19 protein-coding genes and 1 tRNA gene are annotated in these 15744 nt (G+C 32.5%); 14 read left to right on the plus strand and 6 right to left on the minus strand.

The features are described 5' to 3' along the window. The first annotated feature begins 4 nt into the window (after positions 1-4). The 4 genes from ACTF54_RS12560 to ACTF54_RS12575 all read left to right on the plus strand — a co-directional run bounded on the left by ACTF54_RS12560 (position 5) and on the right by ACTF54_RS12575 (position 2233). Positions 5-616 carry a WbqC family protein gene (locus ACTF54_RS12560; RefSeq protein WP_438969503.1) on the plus strand — a complete coding sequence of 204 codons (612 nt, stop codon included), beginning with the start codon at positions 5-7 and terminating at the stop codon, positions 614-616. Positions 617-621: 5 nt separating this feature from the next. After that, positions 622-1473 (plus strand): DUF1853 family protein, encoded by an 852-nt coding sequence (locus ACTF54_RS12565; RefSeq protein WP_438969504.1) that lies wholly within the window; start codon positions 622-624, stop codon positions 1471-1473. 135 nt (positions 1474-1608) lie between these two features. Continuing rightward, complete coding sequence (locus tag ACTF54_RS12570; RefSeq protein ID WP_347197313.1) at positions 1609-1737, plus strand: hypothetical protein; 129 nt, start codon at positions 1609-1611, stop codon at positions 1735-1737. 4 nt (positions 1738-1741) lie between these two features. Then, positions 1742-2233, plus strand: coding sequence for a Dps family protein (locus ACTF54_RS12575; protein ID WP_347201974.1), 492 nt, complete (start codon positions 1742-1744; stop codon positions 2231-2233). A gap of 76 nt (positions 2234-2309) precedes the next feature. Here ACTF54_RS12575 and ACTF54_RS12580 read toward each other — a convergent pair whose 3' ends face one another. Both ACTF54_RS12580 and ACTF54_RS12585 read right to left on the minus strand, forming a co-directional pair. Next, positions 2310-2984, minus strand: coding sequence for a DUF4290 domain-containing protein (locus ACTF54_RS12580; protein ID WP_347197662.1), 675 nt, complete (start codon positions 2982-2984; stop codon positions 2310-2312). An 89-nt stretch (positions 2985-3073) separates the two neighbouring features. Beyond that, complete coding sequence (locus ACTF54_RS12585) at positions 3074-3361, minus strand: DUF493 family protein (protein WP_347197661.1); 288 nt, start codon at positions 3359-3361, stop codon at positions 3074-3076. A gap of 69 nt (positions 3362-3430) precedes the next feature. On the opposite strand from ACTF54_RS12585, the gene ACTF54_RS12590 reads away from it, so the two are divergent. From ACTF54_RS12590 to ACTF54_RS12610, 5 genes are all read left to right on the plus strand, one after another. Next, positions 3431-3958 carry an AAA family ATPase gene (locus ACTF54_RS12590; RefSeq protein WP_438969505.1) on the plus strand — a complete coding sequence of 176 codons (528 nt, stop codon included), beginning with the start codon at positions 3431-3433 and terminating at the stop codon, positions 3956-3958. A 2-nt stretch (positions 3959-3960) separates the two neighbouring features. Then, positions 3961-5847, plus strand: coding sequence for a RecQ family ATP-dependent DNA helicase (locus ACTF54_RS12595; protein ID WP_347201973.1), 1887 nt, complete (start codon positions 3961-3963; stop codon positions 5845-5847). Next, on the plus strand, positions 5840-6793 hold the full coding sequence (fmt, locus tag ACTF54_RS12600) for a methionyl-tRNA formyltransferase (RefSeq protein WP_347203496.1): 954 nt from the start codon (positions 5840-5842) through the stop codon (positions 6791-6793). Before ACTF54_RS12595 ends, fmt begins: the two co-directional genes overlap by 8 nt. 152 nt (positions 6794-6945) lie before the next feature. Continuing rightward, complete coding sequence (locus ACTF54_RS12605; RefSeq protein WP_015363467.1) at positions 6946-7218, plus strand: HU family DNA-binding protein; 273 nt, start codon at positions 6946-6948, stop codon at positions 7216-7218. A gap of 160 nt (positions 7219-7378) precedes the next feature. Continuing rightward, positions 7379-7939: a YqgE/AlgH family protein gene (locus ACTF54_RS12610; RefSeq protein ID WP_438969506.1), complete on the plus strand. Its 561-nt coding sequence runs from the start codon at positions 7379-7381 to the stop codon at positions 7937-7939. Here ACTF54_RS12610 and ACTF54_RS12615 read toward each other — a convergent pair. Further along, positions 7936-8772 (minus strand): aminotransferase class IV, encoded by an 837-nt coding sequence (locus tag ACTF54_RS12615; protein WP_347197656.1) that lies wholly within the window; start codon positions 8770-8772, stop codon positions 7936-7938. The two genes, ACTF54_RS12610 and ACTF54_RS12615, sit on opposite strands and share 4 nt — an antisense overlap. Positions 8773-8822: 50 nt before the next feature. Next, a complete protein-coding gene (locus ACTF54_RS12620; RefSeq protein WP_347197664.1) occupies positions 8823-9212 on the minus strand; it encodes an START-like domain-containing protein in 390 nt (129 codons plus the stop codon). Between the two features lie 147 nt (positions 9213-9359). On the opposite strand from ACTF54_RS12620, the gene ACTF54_RS12625 reads away from it, so the two are divergent. Beyond that, a tRNA-Met gene (locus ACTF54_RS12625) sits at positions 9360-9433 on the plus strand. A gap of 355 nt (positions 9434-9788) precedes the next feature. On the opposite strand, the gene hisS is transcribed toward ACTF54_RS12625, so the two are convergent. Further along, a complete protein-coding gene (gene hisS / locus ACTF54_RS12630) occupies positions 9789-11159 on the minus strand; it encodes a histidine--tRNA ligase (protein ID WP_347197655.1) in 1371 nt (456 codons plus the stop codon). 123 nt (positions 11160-11282) lie between these two features. Between hisS and ACTF54_RS12635 the strand changes: the two genes are divergently transcribed. After that, on the plus strand, positions 11283-12524 hold the full coding sequence (locus ACTF54_RS12635; protein WP_347197654.1) for an ABC transporter permease: 1242 nt from the start codon (positions 11283-11285) through the stop codon (positions 12522-12524). After that, positions 12517-13092: a methylated-DNA--[protein]-cysteine S-methyltransferase gene (locus ACTF54_RS12640; RefSeq protein WP_438969507.1), complete on the plus strand. Its 576-nt coding sequence runs from the start codon at positions 12517-12519 to the stop codon at positions 13090-13092. The genes ACTF54_RS12635 and ACTF54_RS12640 overlap by 8 nt, the downstream gene beginning before the upstream one ends. Here the strand turns inward: ACTF54_RS12640 and ACTF54_RS12645 are convergent. Then, positions 13079-13681 carry a PhnA domain-containing protein gene (locus ACTF54_RS12645; protein ID WP_438969508.1) on the minus strand — a complete coding sequence of 201 codons (603 nt, stop codon included), beginning with the start codon at positions 13679-13681 and terminating at the stop codon, positions 13079-13081. The two genes, ACTF54_RS12640 and ACTF54_RS12645, sit on opposite strands and share 14 nt — an antisense overlap. Before the next feature lie 195 nt (positions 13682-13876). On the opposite strand from ACTF54_RS12645, the gene ACTF54_RS12650 reads away from it, so the two are divergent. Next, on the plus strand, positions 13877-14410 hold the full coding sequence (locus ACTF54_RS12650; RefSeq protein WP_438969509.1) for a hypothetical protein: 534 nt from the start codon (positions 13877-13879) through the stop codon (positions 14408-14410). A 51-nt stretch (positions 14411-14461) separates the two neighbouring features. After that, positions 14462-15502, plus strand: coding sequence for a hypothetical protein (locus tag ACTF54_RS12655; protein WP_347197650.1), 1041 nt, complete (start codon positions 14462-14464; stop codon positions 15500-15502). Positions 15503-15744: the final 242 nt, after the last annotated feature.

The following is a 15744-nucleotide window of genomic DNA, read 5'->3' on the forward strand; positions in this document are numbered from 1 at the left end:
GTATATGAATGAATTAATAATTCATCCCTCCTATTTTGTGGATGTCATATCACTCATTCATATCCATAAGGCAAAACACTTGTTAATAGAAACACAAGACAGTTATGTCAAGCAGACGTACAGAAACAGAACATATATCGCGGCTGCAAACGGAAAATTAGCCCTAAACATTCCTGTCGTTCACCAAAAGAAAGGTCATTCTGTATCGTACAATAGTATAGAAATAGATCATTCACAGAATTGGGATGCAACGCATTTAAAAAGCATTAAAAGTGCTTATTACAGTAGCCCATATTTTGAATATTATCAAGATGATTTGGAACTGCTCTTTCAAAATATTCCGACATTACTTATCGATTGGAATCTAAAAACGTTCGACTTTTTATTAGAGCATTTAAAATTGGATAAGGATTTGCAAAACACAACAAATTATCAAAATGATCCTCTAGCGCATAGGCTTATTACAGCAAAAGGAAATCCATTGATGATATTGGACTCATATATTCAGGTTTTTCAAGAGAAACATGGTTTTTTACAACCTTTAAGCGGTCTCGATTTATTATTTAATTTAGGGCCAGCGGCAGGTAGCTATTTAAAAAGCCAATATAACAAGTAAAAAAAATGACTAGTAATTACGCACGTTTTAAAGCATTCTATAAAACGGCAAGCTTGTGGTCTGGAGAATTACTAGGGCTGGAACAATTTTACCTATCTAACTTTAATTTTGATCATCTAGATAACGAAGAGTCATTAGAGTTACCTGTAATACCACAAGGAACTGTTTTAGGTAAAAGAGCCGAATACTTTTTCAAATTTTGTGTAGAAAAATCTAATAATTATAAATTATTACTCTCTAACATACAGATTTTTAAAGGCAAAATTACCATCGGAGAATTAGACTATATTATAAAACATAAAAGGACGAACACCGTTATTCATATAGAATTGGTTTATAAATTTTATATCTACCAACCTAAAATAGAAGCTGATCAATTTTCTGAAATACATCAAGAGCTTTTCAAATATAAAGGCCCTAATGGAAGAGATAATTTAGTAAAAAAACTCAAACATCTTAAAGAACATCAGTTACCACTTCTCTATTCAGAAGAAGCTAGAGAAACTTTAGAGTCGCATCAAATTGATATTTCAAAAGTAAAGCAGCAAGTTTGCTATTTGGCCCATGTTTTTATTCCACAGCATTTATGGCCGCATAAATTTGAATACATAAATAAAAATAGTATTGTAGGTTATTACTTTAATTATTCCGCTTTCGCGAAAGCGGAAACCGACAACCTTTACTTCCTACCAGAAAAATATGCTTGGAAAATGTCACCTCAAGAATTGCCAGTGTCTTATACCTACAAAAAGGTTTTAGAATTAACAGAAGAAAGTCTGGAAAGAGGATTTGCACCATTAATATGGATGCTTGTTTCAAGTACCAATAGTTTTGAAAGATTCTTTGTTGTTAAATAATTAGAGATTTTATAAAGATTCCTTCATTTAAAGAAGATTGTATTCATAATTTAAGGTTTTCTAAACATAGTTTAACTCAAATTTCAAAATACTAAGAGCTATCCCTTAGTATCTTTAAGAAAAATAATTAAAGCCATGGAAAGAAAATTTGAAAGAAAGACAAAAGAACAACCTTTAACAAAATTTGGTGATACAACAACCAAAAACAGAGATTTAAACATCGATAGCACAACAATTAAAGACAAACAAGAAAAATCTAAATAAACGAATGAATTACTTAAATTTTGACATAGAAAAAGCAAAAGATACTAGTAAAGAGCTTAATATTCTTTTAGCAGACTATCATTTATATTACCAAAAAATTAGAAATTACCACTGGAATATTGTTGGTCGTTCTTTCTTTGATTTGCACGTTAAATTTGAAGAAATGTATGATGATGCAGCAATAAAAATTGATGAGATAGCAGAACGTATTTTAACATTAAGATACCAGCCTACTTCTAATTATAGCGATTATTTAAAATTATCAAATTTAAAAGAATCAAAATCAGAGCTGTCTGACACTGATATGGTGAAAAACCTTATTGATGATCATGGCACGATTTTATCACAAATGTCCAAAGTGGTTAAAACCGCAGGAGAATGTGAAGATGAAGGTACAATAGACCTAATAGGTGCTTACATAAGAGAATTAGAAACCACTACATGGATGTTAGACGCATGGAGAATGAATACTGAGGAAACGCGTAAAGCGATCTAGTACTATAGAGAATCAAAAAAAAGTCCCATTTCATAATTGAAATGGGACTTTTTTTTAGTCTAGATTAAATAGAAAATTAGTTCTTTCTGCGTCTATTATTATTAGTAGTTCTAGTGTTTTTCTTACCGTGATTACGTTTATTACTGGTATGATTTGATTTGGACCTATTGGTATTTGTATTGCGATAGATCAACGCTTTAGACTCTAATAGATCTTCTTCTTTTGCAGCAAGGTTGATCTCTCCATCACTCAATTCAAACAAGTGCTTGAAAATTACAGCATCATCTACGGTATCCTTATTCCAATTAAGGAATGATTTTTTCATGTGATTTGCAATAATATAAGCTAAAGCTTCTCTCTTTTCTCCTCTTTCCCAGCCTAGTGCTACATTAATCATACCTTGAATGTTGTTCCCATAAAACCTGTAACGCGGTCTTTTTTGAGGATAAGCCATTCTTTTAGGACGTGCCGCTAGCTCTTCTTTATTAGGAATAGGGTATGGTGAATCTACATCAAGATCAAAATCTGCAATGACAAATAATTGATCCCATAGTTTATGTTGAAAATCTGCCACATCTCTTAAATGCGGATTCAAATTTCCCATAACGCCTATAATAGCCGTTGCCATACGATTGCGTTCCTCCTTAGTTTCAAGGGTTCTACAATGCTCTACAAGTTTTTGAATATGTCTACCGTATTCTGGTATGACAAGATGGTTGCGTTCTGTATTATATTCTAATGATGATATCAAATTGAAATGGTATTACTTAATGTGAAGTGCTGCAAAATACACAAAATAGCCTAAATAAAATGTTATTGTAATTATTATCTAGATAGAACTTAAAGTGATATAACACCTTCTACTTTGCTTATCTCCATATACTTTTCAATAACCGCATCTGGGTTTTTCATTTTAACTAATATAGAAACACTTGTATACTTTCCTTTACTAGATTCTTTAGTATTGATAACGGCTCCTGTGTTGTCAAACACTTTTTCTATCTCCTTAATTTGTGTTCCCTGTGTAGGAACGATAAATTTATACATATACTTAGACGGCCAGATACTGGTATCAGCTAACTGGGTTTTAAGTTTTGCATAAAATTCTTCTGAATTGTTGTTTTCCATAATAAGAATGCAAATATAATTCATGATACGCACGATTGCTATCTATAGATTTAGTTATTTTGTAGTTATATGGAAAAACTGAAAAGAATCTTAATAATAGGCGGACCAGGATCTGGAAAAACCAGTGTCATAAACTCTATTGAAGATGGCGGCTACAACGTGCATCATGAAATCTCTAGAGAGGTAACTGCAAAGGCTCAAGAACAAGGAATTGAACAATTGTTCCTTACAGATCCATTTGCTTTTAGCAATCAATTATTAGCTGGACGTATAGCCCAGTTCAAAAATGCTATAGAAGGTATTCATTTCTATGATAGAGGTATTCCTGACGTTCCTGCTTATCATATTTTTACAGGAGATCACATACCAGACGATTATATAGAAGCTAGCAACATGTACCGATATGATCAAGTATTCTTTTTACCACCTTGGGAAGAAATATATAAAAGTGACAGCGAGCGCTACGAGAGCTATGAACAAGCCGTAGTTCTGGGAGATATCTTGAAAAACTTTTATACAAAGATGGGATACACTCCTATTACTGTACCACGTATAGATATAGAAAATAGATTTCAATTCATAAAAGATCATTTATAATATTGCTGGAAAGATCTAGAGACATATTAAAAAACGTGTACGGTTTTGAAAATTTCCGTCCTTTACAGCAAGAGATCATCTTTCATGTACTCAAAGGAAAGGATACCGTCGCTTTATTGCCTACTGGCGGTGGAAAATCTATTTGTTATCAAATTCCTGGAATACAATTAAAAGGCATTTGTATTGTAATTTCTCCTTTAGTCGCTTTAATTAAGGATCAAGTAGATCAACTTAAAAAGAGAAATATTAAAGCAGTAGGAATAACTGGTGGCATTTCTTATCGAGAACTAGATGATGTCCTGGACAATTGTATTTATGGAAATTATGATTTTTTGTACTTAAGCCCAGAGCGTTTACAACAAGACCTAGTTCAAGAGCGTCTATTAAAAATGAATGTAAATCTAATTGCTATTGATGAAGCACATTGCATAAGTGAATGGGGACACGATTTTAGACCTGCCTATCGTCAGATAAGTATTTTGAAAGGATTACATCCTAGAGTGCCTATAATTGCCCTAACTGCGACAGCAACCCATGCTGTTCAGAAAGATATATTAAACGTATTAGAGCTGAAGAATTTTAAAGTCTTTAAGTCTAGTTATGAAAGAGCAAACATTCATTACACAATTGAAAAAACTGGTGATAAAAGACAATCATTTGTAGATTTTTATAAAAACAATCCAGGCAGTAGTATCACCTATGTCCGTAGTAGAAAGAACGCTGTAGAATTTACACTCATTTTACATCAGTCTGATATTACGGCTGGCTTTTATCATGGTGGTTTAAACAATAAGTTACGAGAACTTGCTGCACAATCATGGATGAAGAATGATATGCAAGTAATGGTGGCGACAAACGCATTTGGTATGGGAATAGATAAGCCAGATGTACGCAGCGTGGTGCATATGCAATTGCCTGATAGCATAGAAAGTTTTTATCAAGAAACAGGAAGAGCTGGCCGTGATAATCGTGATAGTATCGCCCACTTTATTTATAATCGCAATGATATTGAGCATGCTTATAACCAGTTTGTTAAATCACAACCTACTCCTGAATATTTAAAGTTTATTTATAAAAAATTATCTAACTATTTGAGAATAGCAATAGGCGAAGGTGAAGAAATCACACATTCCCTTTCCTTTTCAAAATTCTGTAATACCTATCAATTAAATGGAATGCAGGCCTACAGTGCATTAAATGCATTAGATCGCTTTAGTGTAATCAGTCTTGCACAAGGTTACCATAGACGTTCTAGTGTACGCTTTCGCGAAAGCGGAACAAGAATCATCCATTTTGCACAAAACAGACCAGTAGTAAATGCTATAATCCAGGCTATGCTACGTACTTATGGTAGCAGTCAACACCATGATTTACAAATAAACACTGCTTTGATTGCTACGAGAAGTAACACTAGTGAAGATCAAGTAAATGAAACATTACAATTATTACATGAACAAGAACTAGTTGAAGCTACCATTACAAATACAGATTTACAAATTACCTATTTAGTGCCCAGAGATGATGATAGAACAATTAATAGATTCTCTCGAGAGCTTGAAAATCAAAACTCACTCCGATTAGAAAAATTAAAATCTCTAGTCAAATTAGTTACCAATACTGATACCTGTATCAATAGAATGATTCTAGAATATTTTGATGAAAAAACAGATCAGGACTGCGGTCATTGTAGTAATTGTCATTCAGGTAAAATGATGGCTACTACTCCACAACAAATAACAAACGCACTACAAAAACAGCCTTTAAGTTATAAGGAAATACTGGAGTTTTTACCTGAAAAAAAAGAGCGTATTGTAGCACATTTAAAAATGCTATTAGAAGAAGGAAAAATCTCCTTAACTACAAATAATAAATACAAAATCAATGAATAAATCATTACGAATAATATTTTTTGGTACACCAGAATTTGCAACTGGTGTTCTAGATACCATACATCGATCACATCATGAAATCGTTGCTGTTGTTACTGCACCAGATAAACCTGCAGGTCGAGGAAGAAAAATAAATGAAAGTGACGTTAAAAAGTACGCGGTTGAAAATAAGATCCCGACATTACAACCTACTAATCTAAAATCGGAAGAGTTCTTAAAAGAATTGTCTTCATTTAAAGCAGACCTTCAAGTGATTGTTGCTTTTAGGATGTTACCACAAGCAGTATGGAAAATGCCGCATTTAGGAACGTTTAACCTGCATGCAAGCTTGTTGCCACAATATAGAGGTGCTGCACCCATTAACTGGGCTATTATTAATCAGGAAAAAATTACCGGTGTGACTACTTTCTTTATCGATGATAAAATTGATACAGGCGCTATCATTGCAAATAAAGAAACTTCTATAGAGCCTTTTGAAACCGTCGGGACACTTTATAAAAGATTGATGAGCATGGGTGCTATTTTAAGCCTAGAGACCGTGAATAGCATTGCTCAAGGGTCTATCGCTACCACTATCCAAAAAGATAATGTAAATTTAAAAGAAGCACCAAAATTAAATAATCAGAATACACGTATCGATTTCACCCAAGATGCTAGTGCTATAGATGCGCTGGTTAGAGGTTTATATCCATACCCAGTAGCAAAAGCTTTGTTTTTCAATAAAGAAAAGATGATTGCTAAGGTTCATAAAACTAAAGTTGTTGAAAAGAATCATAAAATGCAACCTGGAAGTTTTGTGATGGAAGATGGAAAAATGTTAGTTGCTTGTGGCATCAATATGATAGAAATAGAAGAACTTCAATTGCCCAATAAAAAAAGAATGAAAATTAAAGATTTGTTAAATGGATACTCTTTTGATAGCGATGCTAGATTTGACGTGGGCTAAGAAGAAATCTCTATGAAAGCATATACTTATTAACATTTTATTAGTTTTATTAACATTTTAATGATATTTAGCCTGTAATCCTTGTGTGGTCGCATAATCCGTATAAATTTGTTTCACGTTTTAGTTTAATCAACATTAATTTAAATTCAATTATGAACAAAACAGATTTAATCGAAGGAATGGCAGAGCATGCTGGAATTTCAAAAGCAGCGGCAAAAAAGGCATTAGAATCTTTCTTAGGAAATGTAGAAGGTTCACTTAAAAAAGGTGATAGAGTTTCTCTTGTAGGATTTGGATCTTTCTCAGTTTCTAAAAGAGCTGCACGTGAAGGTAGAAACCCACAAACTGGTAAAACTATCAAAATTGCTGCAAAGAAAGTTGTAAAATTCAAAGCAGGTAGCGATTTACAAAAGGCTGTAAACTAATTAAAATTAGTTAACACATTTAAAAGTTCCAACTTAACTAGTTTAAGGTTGGAACTTTTTTTATTTTTTTTCATAATTACTTTTTAAATCTAAGCTATTATAAAAATACTAGTGTGATATCCATAATTTTTTATTAAGTTTAATTGTCTAATTGATTTATATGAAAAATATCGCACCAGAAAGAGGTAATCTATTAGTTTCTGAGCCTTCTATTATAGGTGACGATTCCTTCTCAAGATCCGTAGTTTTATTAACTGAGTATAATACAGAAGGCGTTGTGGGTTTTATTCTTAACAAACCACTGGATTTTACGCTGGATGAATTAATACCTGGGATATCTTTAAAATTAGAGGTCTATAAAGGAGGTCCTGTAGAAACAGATAATTTATATTTTCTTCATAATATACCAGACCTTATCCCAGATTCACATTTAATTGAAAATGATATTTATTGGGGTGGCGATTTTCATTCTGTGAGCAAACTACTTCATGAAGGTGATATAACTAGTGACCAGATTAAATTCTTTTTAGGATATTCTGGTTGGGACCGTAACCAACTAGAAAATGAACTTGATTCAAAATCTTGGGTGGTTGTCGAAAATAAAGATAGTAAAAATCTTCTATCTGATAACATGCATGATATTTGGAAAAAAGAAATGAAAAATCTAGGTGGTGAATACGAACTATGGTCTAATGCTCCAGAAAATCCATCGTATAATTAATCAAAAAAAGTATCATTCAGTATATCAATTAATTCATTTGCAGCATCTGAATTGTATTGCTTTTTACGATATTTTGTAACACTTTGTATACCGCGTACCATATTAGTAACAAAAATCTCATCTGCTCTTTGAAGTTCGAATGGAGTTATTGTTTCTTCTAAAAGATTATAATTGAGCATCTTTTTAAGCTGTTTGATCATATGATTTCTCATAATCCCATTCAGACAGCCGTCTGAAATAGGAGGCGTTTTAATAACATCACCTTTCCGTAAAAAAATATTTCCAGAAATCGCTTCTACCACCATTTTATCCTGATTAAGTAATAGTAAATCATCATAACCATTCTCACTAGCATAAATTCCTGCAAGAATGTTTACTGCTTTATTGGTAGTCTTTAGATTACTGATCATAGAACCATAAATAAAATGATCTTTAAAAAGATCAATCTCTTTCCTGTCTATATTTGAAAATTTAGATTCTAATTTTGCAGTAGAGATGGAATAGTTCACTGATAAATCTTCAGGCGTATAGAAACCACCTGATTTTCTCCACACTGTTATTCTTACCCTAGCGTGATTTTTATCTAGTTTTTGTTTTTGTAATAAATCAAGAATACTATCTTCAAAAAATTCTGGGGTGAAGAACTGAGGTATTTCCATGCGTAAAATACGCATGCTTGACATTAATCTAAAGTAGTGCTCTTCAAATAATAAGGCTTTACCATTATAACATCTTAAGGTTTCAAAGACACCGTCACCATAAAACGTACCTCTATTATCAAAAGGTATTACCGCTGTTTGTTCTTCTAAAAATTCTTGATTGATTATTACCATAAAAAAAAGCTCTGAAGTTCAGAGCTCAAAATTAATTCTTAATTACTGGATTATCTAGATCCTAATACCTTTTTTAACGCACTAATTTGGTTTTCCCAAAACATTTTTTGTTCTTCTACTTCATCATCATCATCACCAAAATCAGATATCATTAAAGAAACATCTTTGGTAATTTCATCTACTTGAATTCTAAGTTCAAAATACTTTTTAGTATCCTCGTCATAATCCCATTGAAAACGGGCTTTTTCTCCTGATACACGTTTCAATATTTTTGCTTTCTCTTCCTGTCCATCCCAAATAAATTTAAAATATTCTCCACGACTATTTACATTATCTGCAAACCATTCAGACATTCCAGAAGGAGTAGCTATATGCGTATATAATAAGGTAGGCGATGCTTGAATGGGAAATTCAAGGTCAAATTTGATTGGTTCTTGCATTAAAATAACATTTGCGGCAATATAAGGTATAAATTCTATCTTCAAAAAAGAAAATTAATCAAAATTAATAATGACTAACGTTTGGATTAGAAAAATAAATAGATGTATATTTGCAGCCGCTTAAAACAACAATGTTTTAAATGAGATGGCGTGGTAGCTCAGTTGGTTAGAGCGCAGCACTCATAATGCTGAGGTCGGCGGATCGTGCCCGCCCCACGCTACTTAACCCTTACTTTTATTAGTAAGGGTTTTTTTATGGTATTCATCTATGAATTCCTTTAAATTATATCTTTAACTGGGTAGATACGAGAAAATAAAAATTTTAGTACTCTAAATTTACGATGCTATTACATTCAAATAGTCTAACAGAATTAATATTGATTATAACATCACTAAAATCAAGAGAAGCACTAAAAAAGTACTTAAAGACAAAACAAAAGACTTTTAGTAACTACAAAACATAATGAGCAGTCTGCTTTCTTAAAGTTAACTAGTTCATTCTATTATTTAAAAATAGGTTTCATAAAAAAGCCTCTGAAAAATTTCAGAGGCTTTTGAGAAAATAAAATTAATCCTTTAGGAAAGTTTAGAAATAACCTCTTCTGGCGTAAGCAGTGATTGCTCACCACTCGCCATATTTTTAAGATTTAATTTGCCAGCGGCTATTTCATCTTCACCGACTAGAATGACATAAGGAATAGCATTACGATCTGCATAACTCATTTGCTTCTTCATTTTTGCAGCATCTGGATAGAGCTCTGTTTTAATTCCGCTTTCGCGAAAGCGAGACAACATTCCAGCACAATACGCAGCTTCTTTTTCTCCAAAGTTGATAAAAAGCACCTCTACTCCTGCTCTCACTGTATCAGGAAAAAGATCTAATTGTTCAATAACTAAATAAATACGATCTAGTCCAAAACTAATCCCAACGCCACTTACATTTTTTAGTCCAAAGATTCCTGTTAGATCGTCATAACGGCCGCCACCACCTATACTTCCCATAGCAACACCATCTGGTGCAGCCACTTCAAAAATACAACCAGTGTAATAATTAAGACCGCGAGCAAGAGTGATATCTAAATCTAAAACGGCACTCTTCAAAGGCATTTGAGTAATAAATCTATTGATAAACTCTAATTCTTCAATTCCTTTTAAACCTATAATAGAATCTTTGAGCAATACTTTCATGCTTGCAATCTTATCAGAATAACTACCAGAAAGTGAAAAAACAGGATCTAACAAATGAATCGCCTCTTGTTCGATTCCTTTAGAGAGCATTTCCTCTTGCACTTTTTCTTTACCTATTTTATCTAGCTTATCTAATGCAACAGTAAAATCAATCAATTTATCTTCTGCTCCTATCACCTCAGCGATACCAGCAAGAATTTTACGATTATTGATTTTAATAGTACATGCTGTTAAATTCAAATCGGTAAAAACCGTATCATATAATTGTACGAGTTCTACTTCTTGAAGAAGTGAATCGCTTCCCACTACATCTGCATCACACTGTGTAAATTCTCTGAAACGTCCTTTCTGTGGTCGATCTGCTCTCCATACATTTTGCATTTGAAAACGCTTGAATGGAAACGTAATGTCATTTTGATTTTGTACCACATATCGTGCAAAAGGAACTGTTAGATCATAACGCAATGCTTTTTCAGATATTTGAGAGGTCAGTTGACTTTCTTTTCCAGTCTGTAAATAGCTAGAATCTGCTTTTTTTAAATATTCTCCACTATTGAGAATCTTAAAAATCAAACGATCTCCTTCTTCCCCATACTTTCCCATTAAGGTATCAGAGTTCTCAAAACTAGGTGTTTCTATAGGCATAAAACCATACAGCTCAAAATGATGCTGGATCTTATTCATAATGAACTGCCTGCGCTGTACTTCTAGCGGGCTAAAATCTCTTGTACCTTTGGGAATTGATGGTTTCTGTGCCATAATATAATTTAAGTTTGCAAATATAAACAGTTCATGCGGGCTTGTTCATAAAGTAAATTTAATTCAACTGAAAATTCTAACGATAACTTGTAACTTTCTTCAAATTTCTAAGTCTTACTTAACATGTTAGGATTATTACGTCAAAATTTCAGTATCGCGCAACAAAGCATTAAAGGGCAATTATTGCGCACCATACTTACCGTTGTTATTATTGCCATAGGAATAACTGCATTAGTTGGAATTCTAAGTGCCGTAAATGCGCTTTCTTCCACTTTAAACAATGGGTTTTCTGGAATAGGAACTAATACTTTTTATGTGCAACGGTATGCTATGAGTTTTCAAAGTCGTGGTGGTGGAAAAAGAAATATGGTAAATCCTATTATCAATTATAGACAGGTAAAAGAATTTGAAGAACAATATAAAACACCCTTAACTCAAGTAGGTGTCTCATTTCAAGCCACAAGTCAAGCAGAAATAAAAACAGAAGATCGTAAAACAAAACCTAACGTTATTGTTGCTGGTGTAAATGAACATTATGCAGAAAATGCTGGAATAAAATTGAGTCAAGGACGCATGTTTTCTTCATTGGACATTTCTAATAATTCAAAAGTATGTCTTATAGGAAGTGATATGGAAGAAGAACTGTTTCAAGGCTTCAACCCTATAGGAAAAACTCTAAGTATACGTGGTAATAAGTTTAATGTTATAGGAATTCTAGAAGAAAAGGGCTCTACATTTGGTAATAGTGTCGATTTGAGAGTATTGATTCCTATGGATGCAGCACGCGGTATTTATACAAGAGCAAATATCAATTACGATCTTAGTGTCAAGGTCTTTGATAAAAATTTCATGGACAGCTCTAAAGATGAAGCCGTTATATTAATGCGCAATATAAGAGGTCTTTCACCGGTAGAAGAAGATAACTTTGGGATAGTACAAAGTGATCAATTGATGTCATCAGTAAATGAGATCAGTGGTGCGCTTAATATTGCAGCTATACTGATAAGCTTAATTACCATCTTTGGTTCTTCTATTGCGTTAATGAATATTATGCTAGTTTCTGTAACAGAACGAACTAGAGAAATAGGTGTAAGAAAGGCTTTAGGAGCAAAAAGAAGCACTATTTCTTGGCAGTTTTTTATTGAAACTTTTTTAATAAGTCAGTATGGTAGTATTGTAGGAATCTTATTAGGTATGCTCATAGGTTATGGCGTTTCTGCTGGATTTGAGATTCCTTTTGAAATACCTTGGACAGCTATTATTGCTGCCACTATAGTTTCTATTGTGATTGCTTTTGCGTCTGGTGTGATTCCTGCAGTAAAAGCTGCAAAACTCGATCCTATCGAGGCATTGCGCTATGAGTAATATTATAACGAGTTATTATAAAAGTCCGGTAGGAGAGTTAATTTTAGGCGTTTTTAATGATCAATTATGTCTGGCAGACTGGCGCTATAGAAAACAACGTGATCGGATAGATCATAAAATTCAAAAGAATCTTGAAAGTGTTTTTAAAGTGGGAAATCATCCACTTATTTCCAAAACTAAATTACAATTAAAAGGCTATTTTCAAGGTACTCTCAAAAAGTTTGATCTTCCTATTTTATTAATTGGAACAGATTTTCAAAAAAGCGTTTGGCAAGAGTTGCAAACTATTCCTTATGGAGAAAGTTGGAGTTATATCTCGCTTTCGCGAAAGCTGAAAAATGAAAAAGCTATAAGAGCAGTAGCAAGTGCTAATGGTGCTAATGCTATCTCTATTATTATACCGTGACATAGAGTAATAGGCGCAAACGGATCATTAACTGGATATGCAGGAGGATTGCAAGCAAAGAAAAAACTACTTCAATTAGAAGGAACTGATGTGACAAATGGACAACAAAGTCTATTTGATAAATTAACTTCCAGAAATTTGTATTCGACTATTCTTCTTTAGAGGTTTTCTTTACAAATTGAGTAAGCAAAACAACTTGCGTAGGTCCTACTCTACCTTCAATCTGATTTGCATTATCACGTACTAATGAAATATTGCGCACTGGAGTACCGCGTTTTGCTACAAGACTTGATCCCTTGACATCTAAATCCTTAATGATAACCACACTATCGCCACGTTGCAAAATATTACCATTAACGTCTTTATGAATGATTTGTGGACCGCGCTGTATGCCATCTTCTGCCCATTGTTTTGTATCTTCTTCCATGTATATCATTTCTATAAGATCTACTGGCCAGCCTTCACCACGCAATTGGTCTAACATACGGTACACAACAACTTGAACCGCTGGAACTGGACTCCACATAGAATCGTTGAGTGCACGCCAGTGATTAGGATCTACTTTATCTGGATCCTCTAATTGTGTTCTACAGGTTTCACATGCTAGAATGGTGGTATCTTTTACATTCTTTGGAGAATCTGGTACTTCATATATATCAAGATGTACTTTAATTTCAAGAGAGTCTGTCGCTGCGCAAAGTTCGCAAGTGTTACCTGATCTATCTTCTAATTGTTTATGTAAATCTGACATAGTTGAATTTTAATTTTTGCAATATTACCTATTCTCACAAAGGTTACGAACTTAATAGTTATTTATATTCCATTAAAATTAAATTAGAATCAATGAAGAATCATCCAGAACGAGAGTTCAAAAAATAAAAACAATCTTTTAAAGATTAGCTTTATGTGCTTTTATATCTTGTAACTCTCAAATTTATTTTAGCTTATGGGGTGGTTATTCTTGTTTGTACTAGTTTCTCTTTTCACAATTGTAAGTATCGTTTTGCTGGTTTATGGAGTTATAACTAAACAGAAAATTGTTTTAAAAACGGTACTGTTTTTTTGGTTAGGAATTTTTGCTTTTTACCTAATAGCAACCGTTTTGCATACAATCAACTCAAAAGTAGTACTTAAAAAAGAGGACTTTTATGGGTTGTATGTGGTTGATCGCAGCTATTTTCCTGGCAAACAAGCAGACTGGCAATACAACAATTTTAGATTTGAAATAAAAGAGAATGATTCCATCTATTTTTATGTGACTGATGGACTAGAAATCAATAAAACATATAAAGGGAAAATTTCTACACGCGCACCTTTTTCATCTGCGAGGCTCGTTATATATATGGAAAATCCAAAACACCATATTTTAAATACTAATCCTACTATTTACAGAGAAAGTTGGAGTTTTATGATGGTTTTTAATTCACCTAAATTTCATAACGTCTATTTTAAAAAAGGAAAATGGAAAGATATAGAATAATAAGAATTGCAGTATTAACTTTGTCAGTATCAATAACAAATTAAAAAAGAAATGGATTTTTTAAAATTATCAGTATTCCTATTTATCTTAAGCCAACCAGCCTATGCACAGTTTGCGCTTAATAACTTAGATTTAAAATTAAAAAATCCACCAACAGGAAATTATACTATTACTCAAAAAGAAGATGGTGAAATAAAAAAAATAGTTCAATTCAATGATGATGGAAAAATAATTTTTGAATATAGAGAAACTGAAATCCCTACTATTTTTCAATGGAAAGAGCCACATCGTTTTATTTATGCTTTTGAATATGACTCTAATGGTCGAATAATAAAAAAATATGATTTTAATTCAAATGCAGGTCTTTCAATATATACTTATGAATATGGAATGAATCCCTCTAAAAAAACTTCATTTGAGCAAAAATATATCGATAAAGAAGAGGTCGCAAAAAATTCAAATGCCTATGCCTTTATTTCAAAATTTAAAAATTTTAAACAATTAAAAGATTCAGAATTAGTAGCAACCATCAATCAATCTTCTAAAGAAAAGGGTTTTACAGAAAAACTCAATTCTAATGGTTTACCTATTGAAAGAGAAGAATATAGTGATATTTATAAAGACACTATTGTTACTTCCATTCAATATCATTTGAATGGTAAAGAACTTTTTAGACGAGTAATTAGTAAAAATTCTGGCGAAGTTAGGAAAGAGATAATGGTTCAATACAGGGCTAATTCTGAATTCAAAGATATTACCAACTTTAAAAATGGTAATCAATCCACTTCTTATAAATTTGCCAAAGCGCTGAATGCTAAAAGTAAATCTTTTGTAGAATATGCAGAAAATAAAGGCTTTTTAACAATTCGTAGTTACATTTATAAAGATGATTATTTAGATAGAGTTTCAGTATTTCAATCAAAATTTGAAGGGGAACTTATAGTGCCTATCACAAAAAGAACAATGAAAACAGCAGAAATTTCATATAAGTATAATGATGATGGACTTTTAGAAAAAGAAACTATGAGAAATTATCGCAATGGTAAGAAAGAAAGCAGAAAATATAAATATAATATTGAAACATCAAATTAGGTGTAGTAATTTGTGCAAGTATCTTTTGTTTTAATTGACACTATCTCGTAATCTGTGTAAGTTAAAACAGCTTGGGTTTGACTTTAAATTAATTAATAGTTGAATCCTTTTTTATAAATGGTCCGTTTTTGATGAGCATAGACCATTTTTTAGTCGCTTCCCTTACTGCCCATTATACAGATTTCATAACAGAATCATCTGTGGGAAAGGATAATTTGTTTTTGGTGTATTTTCTGATTTCT

Origin of the sequence: Nonlabens sp. (genome assembly GCF_965657255.1) — a bacterium.
GTDB lineage: Bacteria > Bacteroidota > Bacteroidia > Flavobacteriales > Flavobacteriaceae > Nonlabens.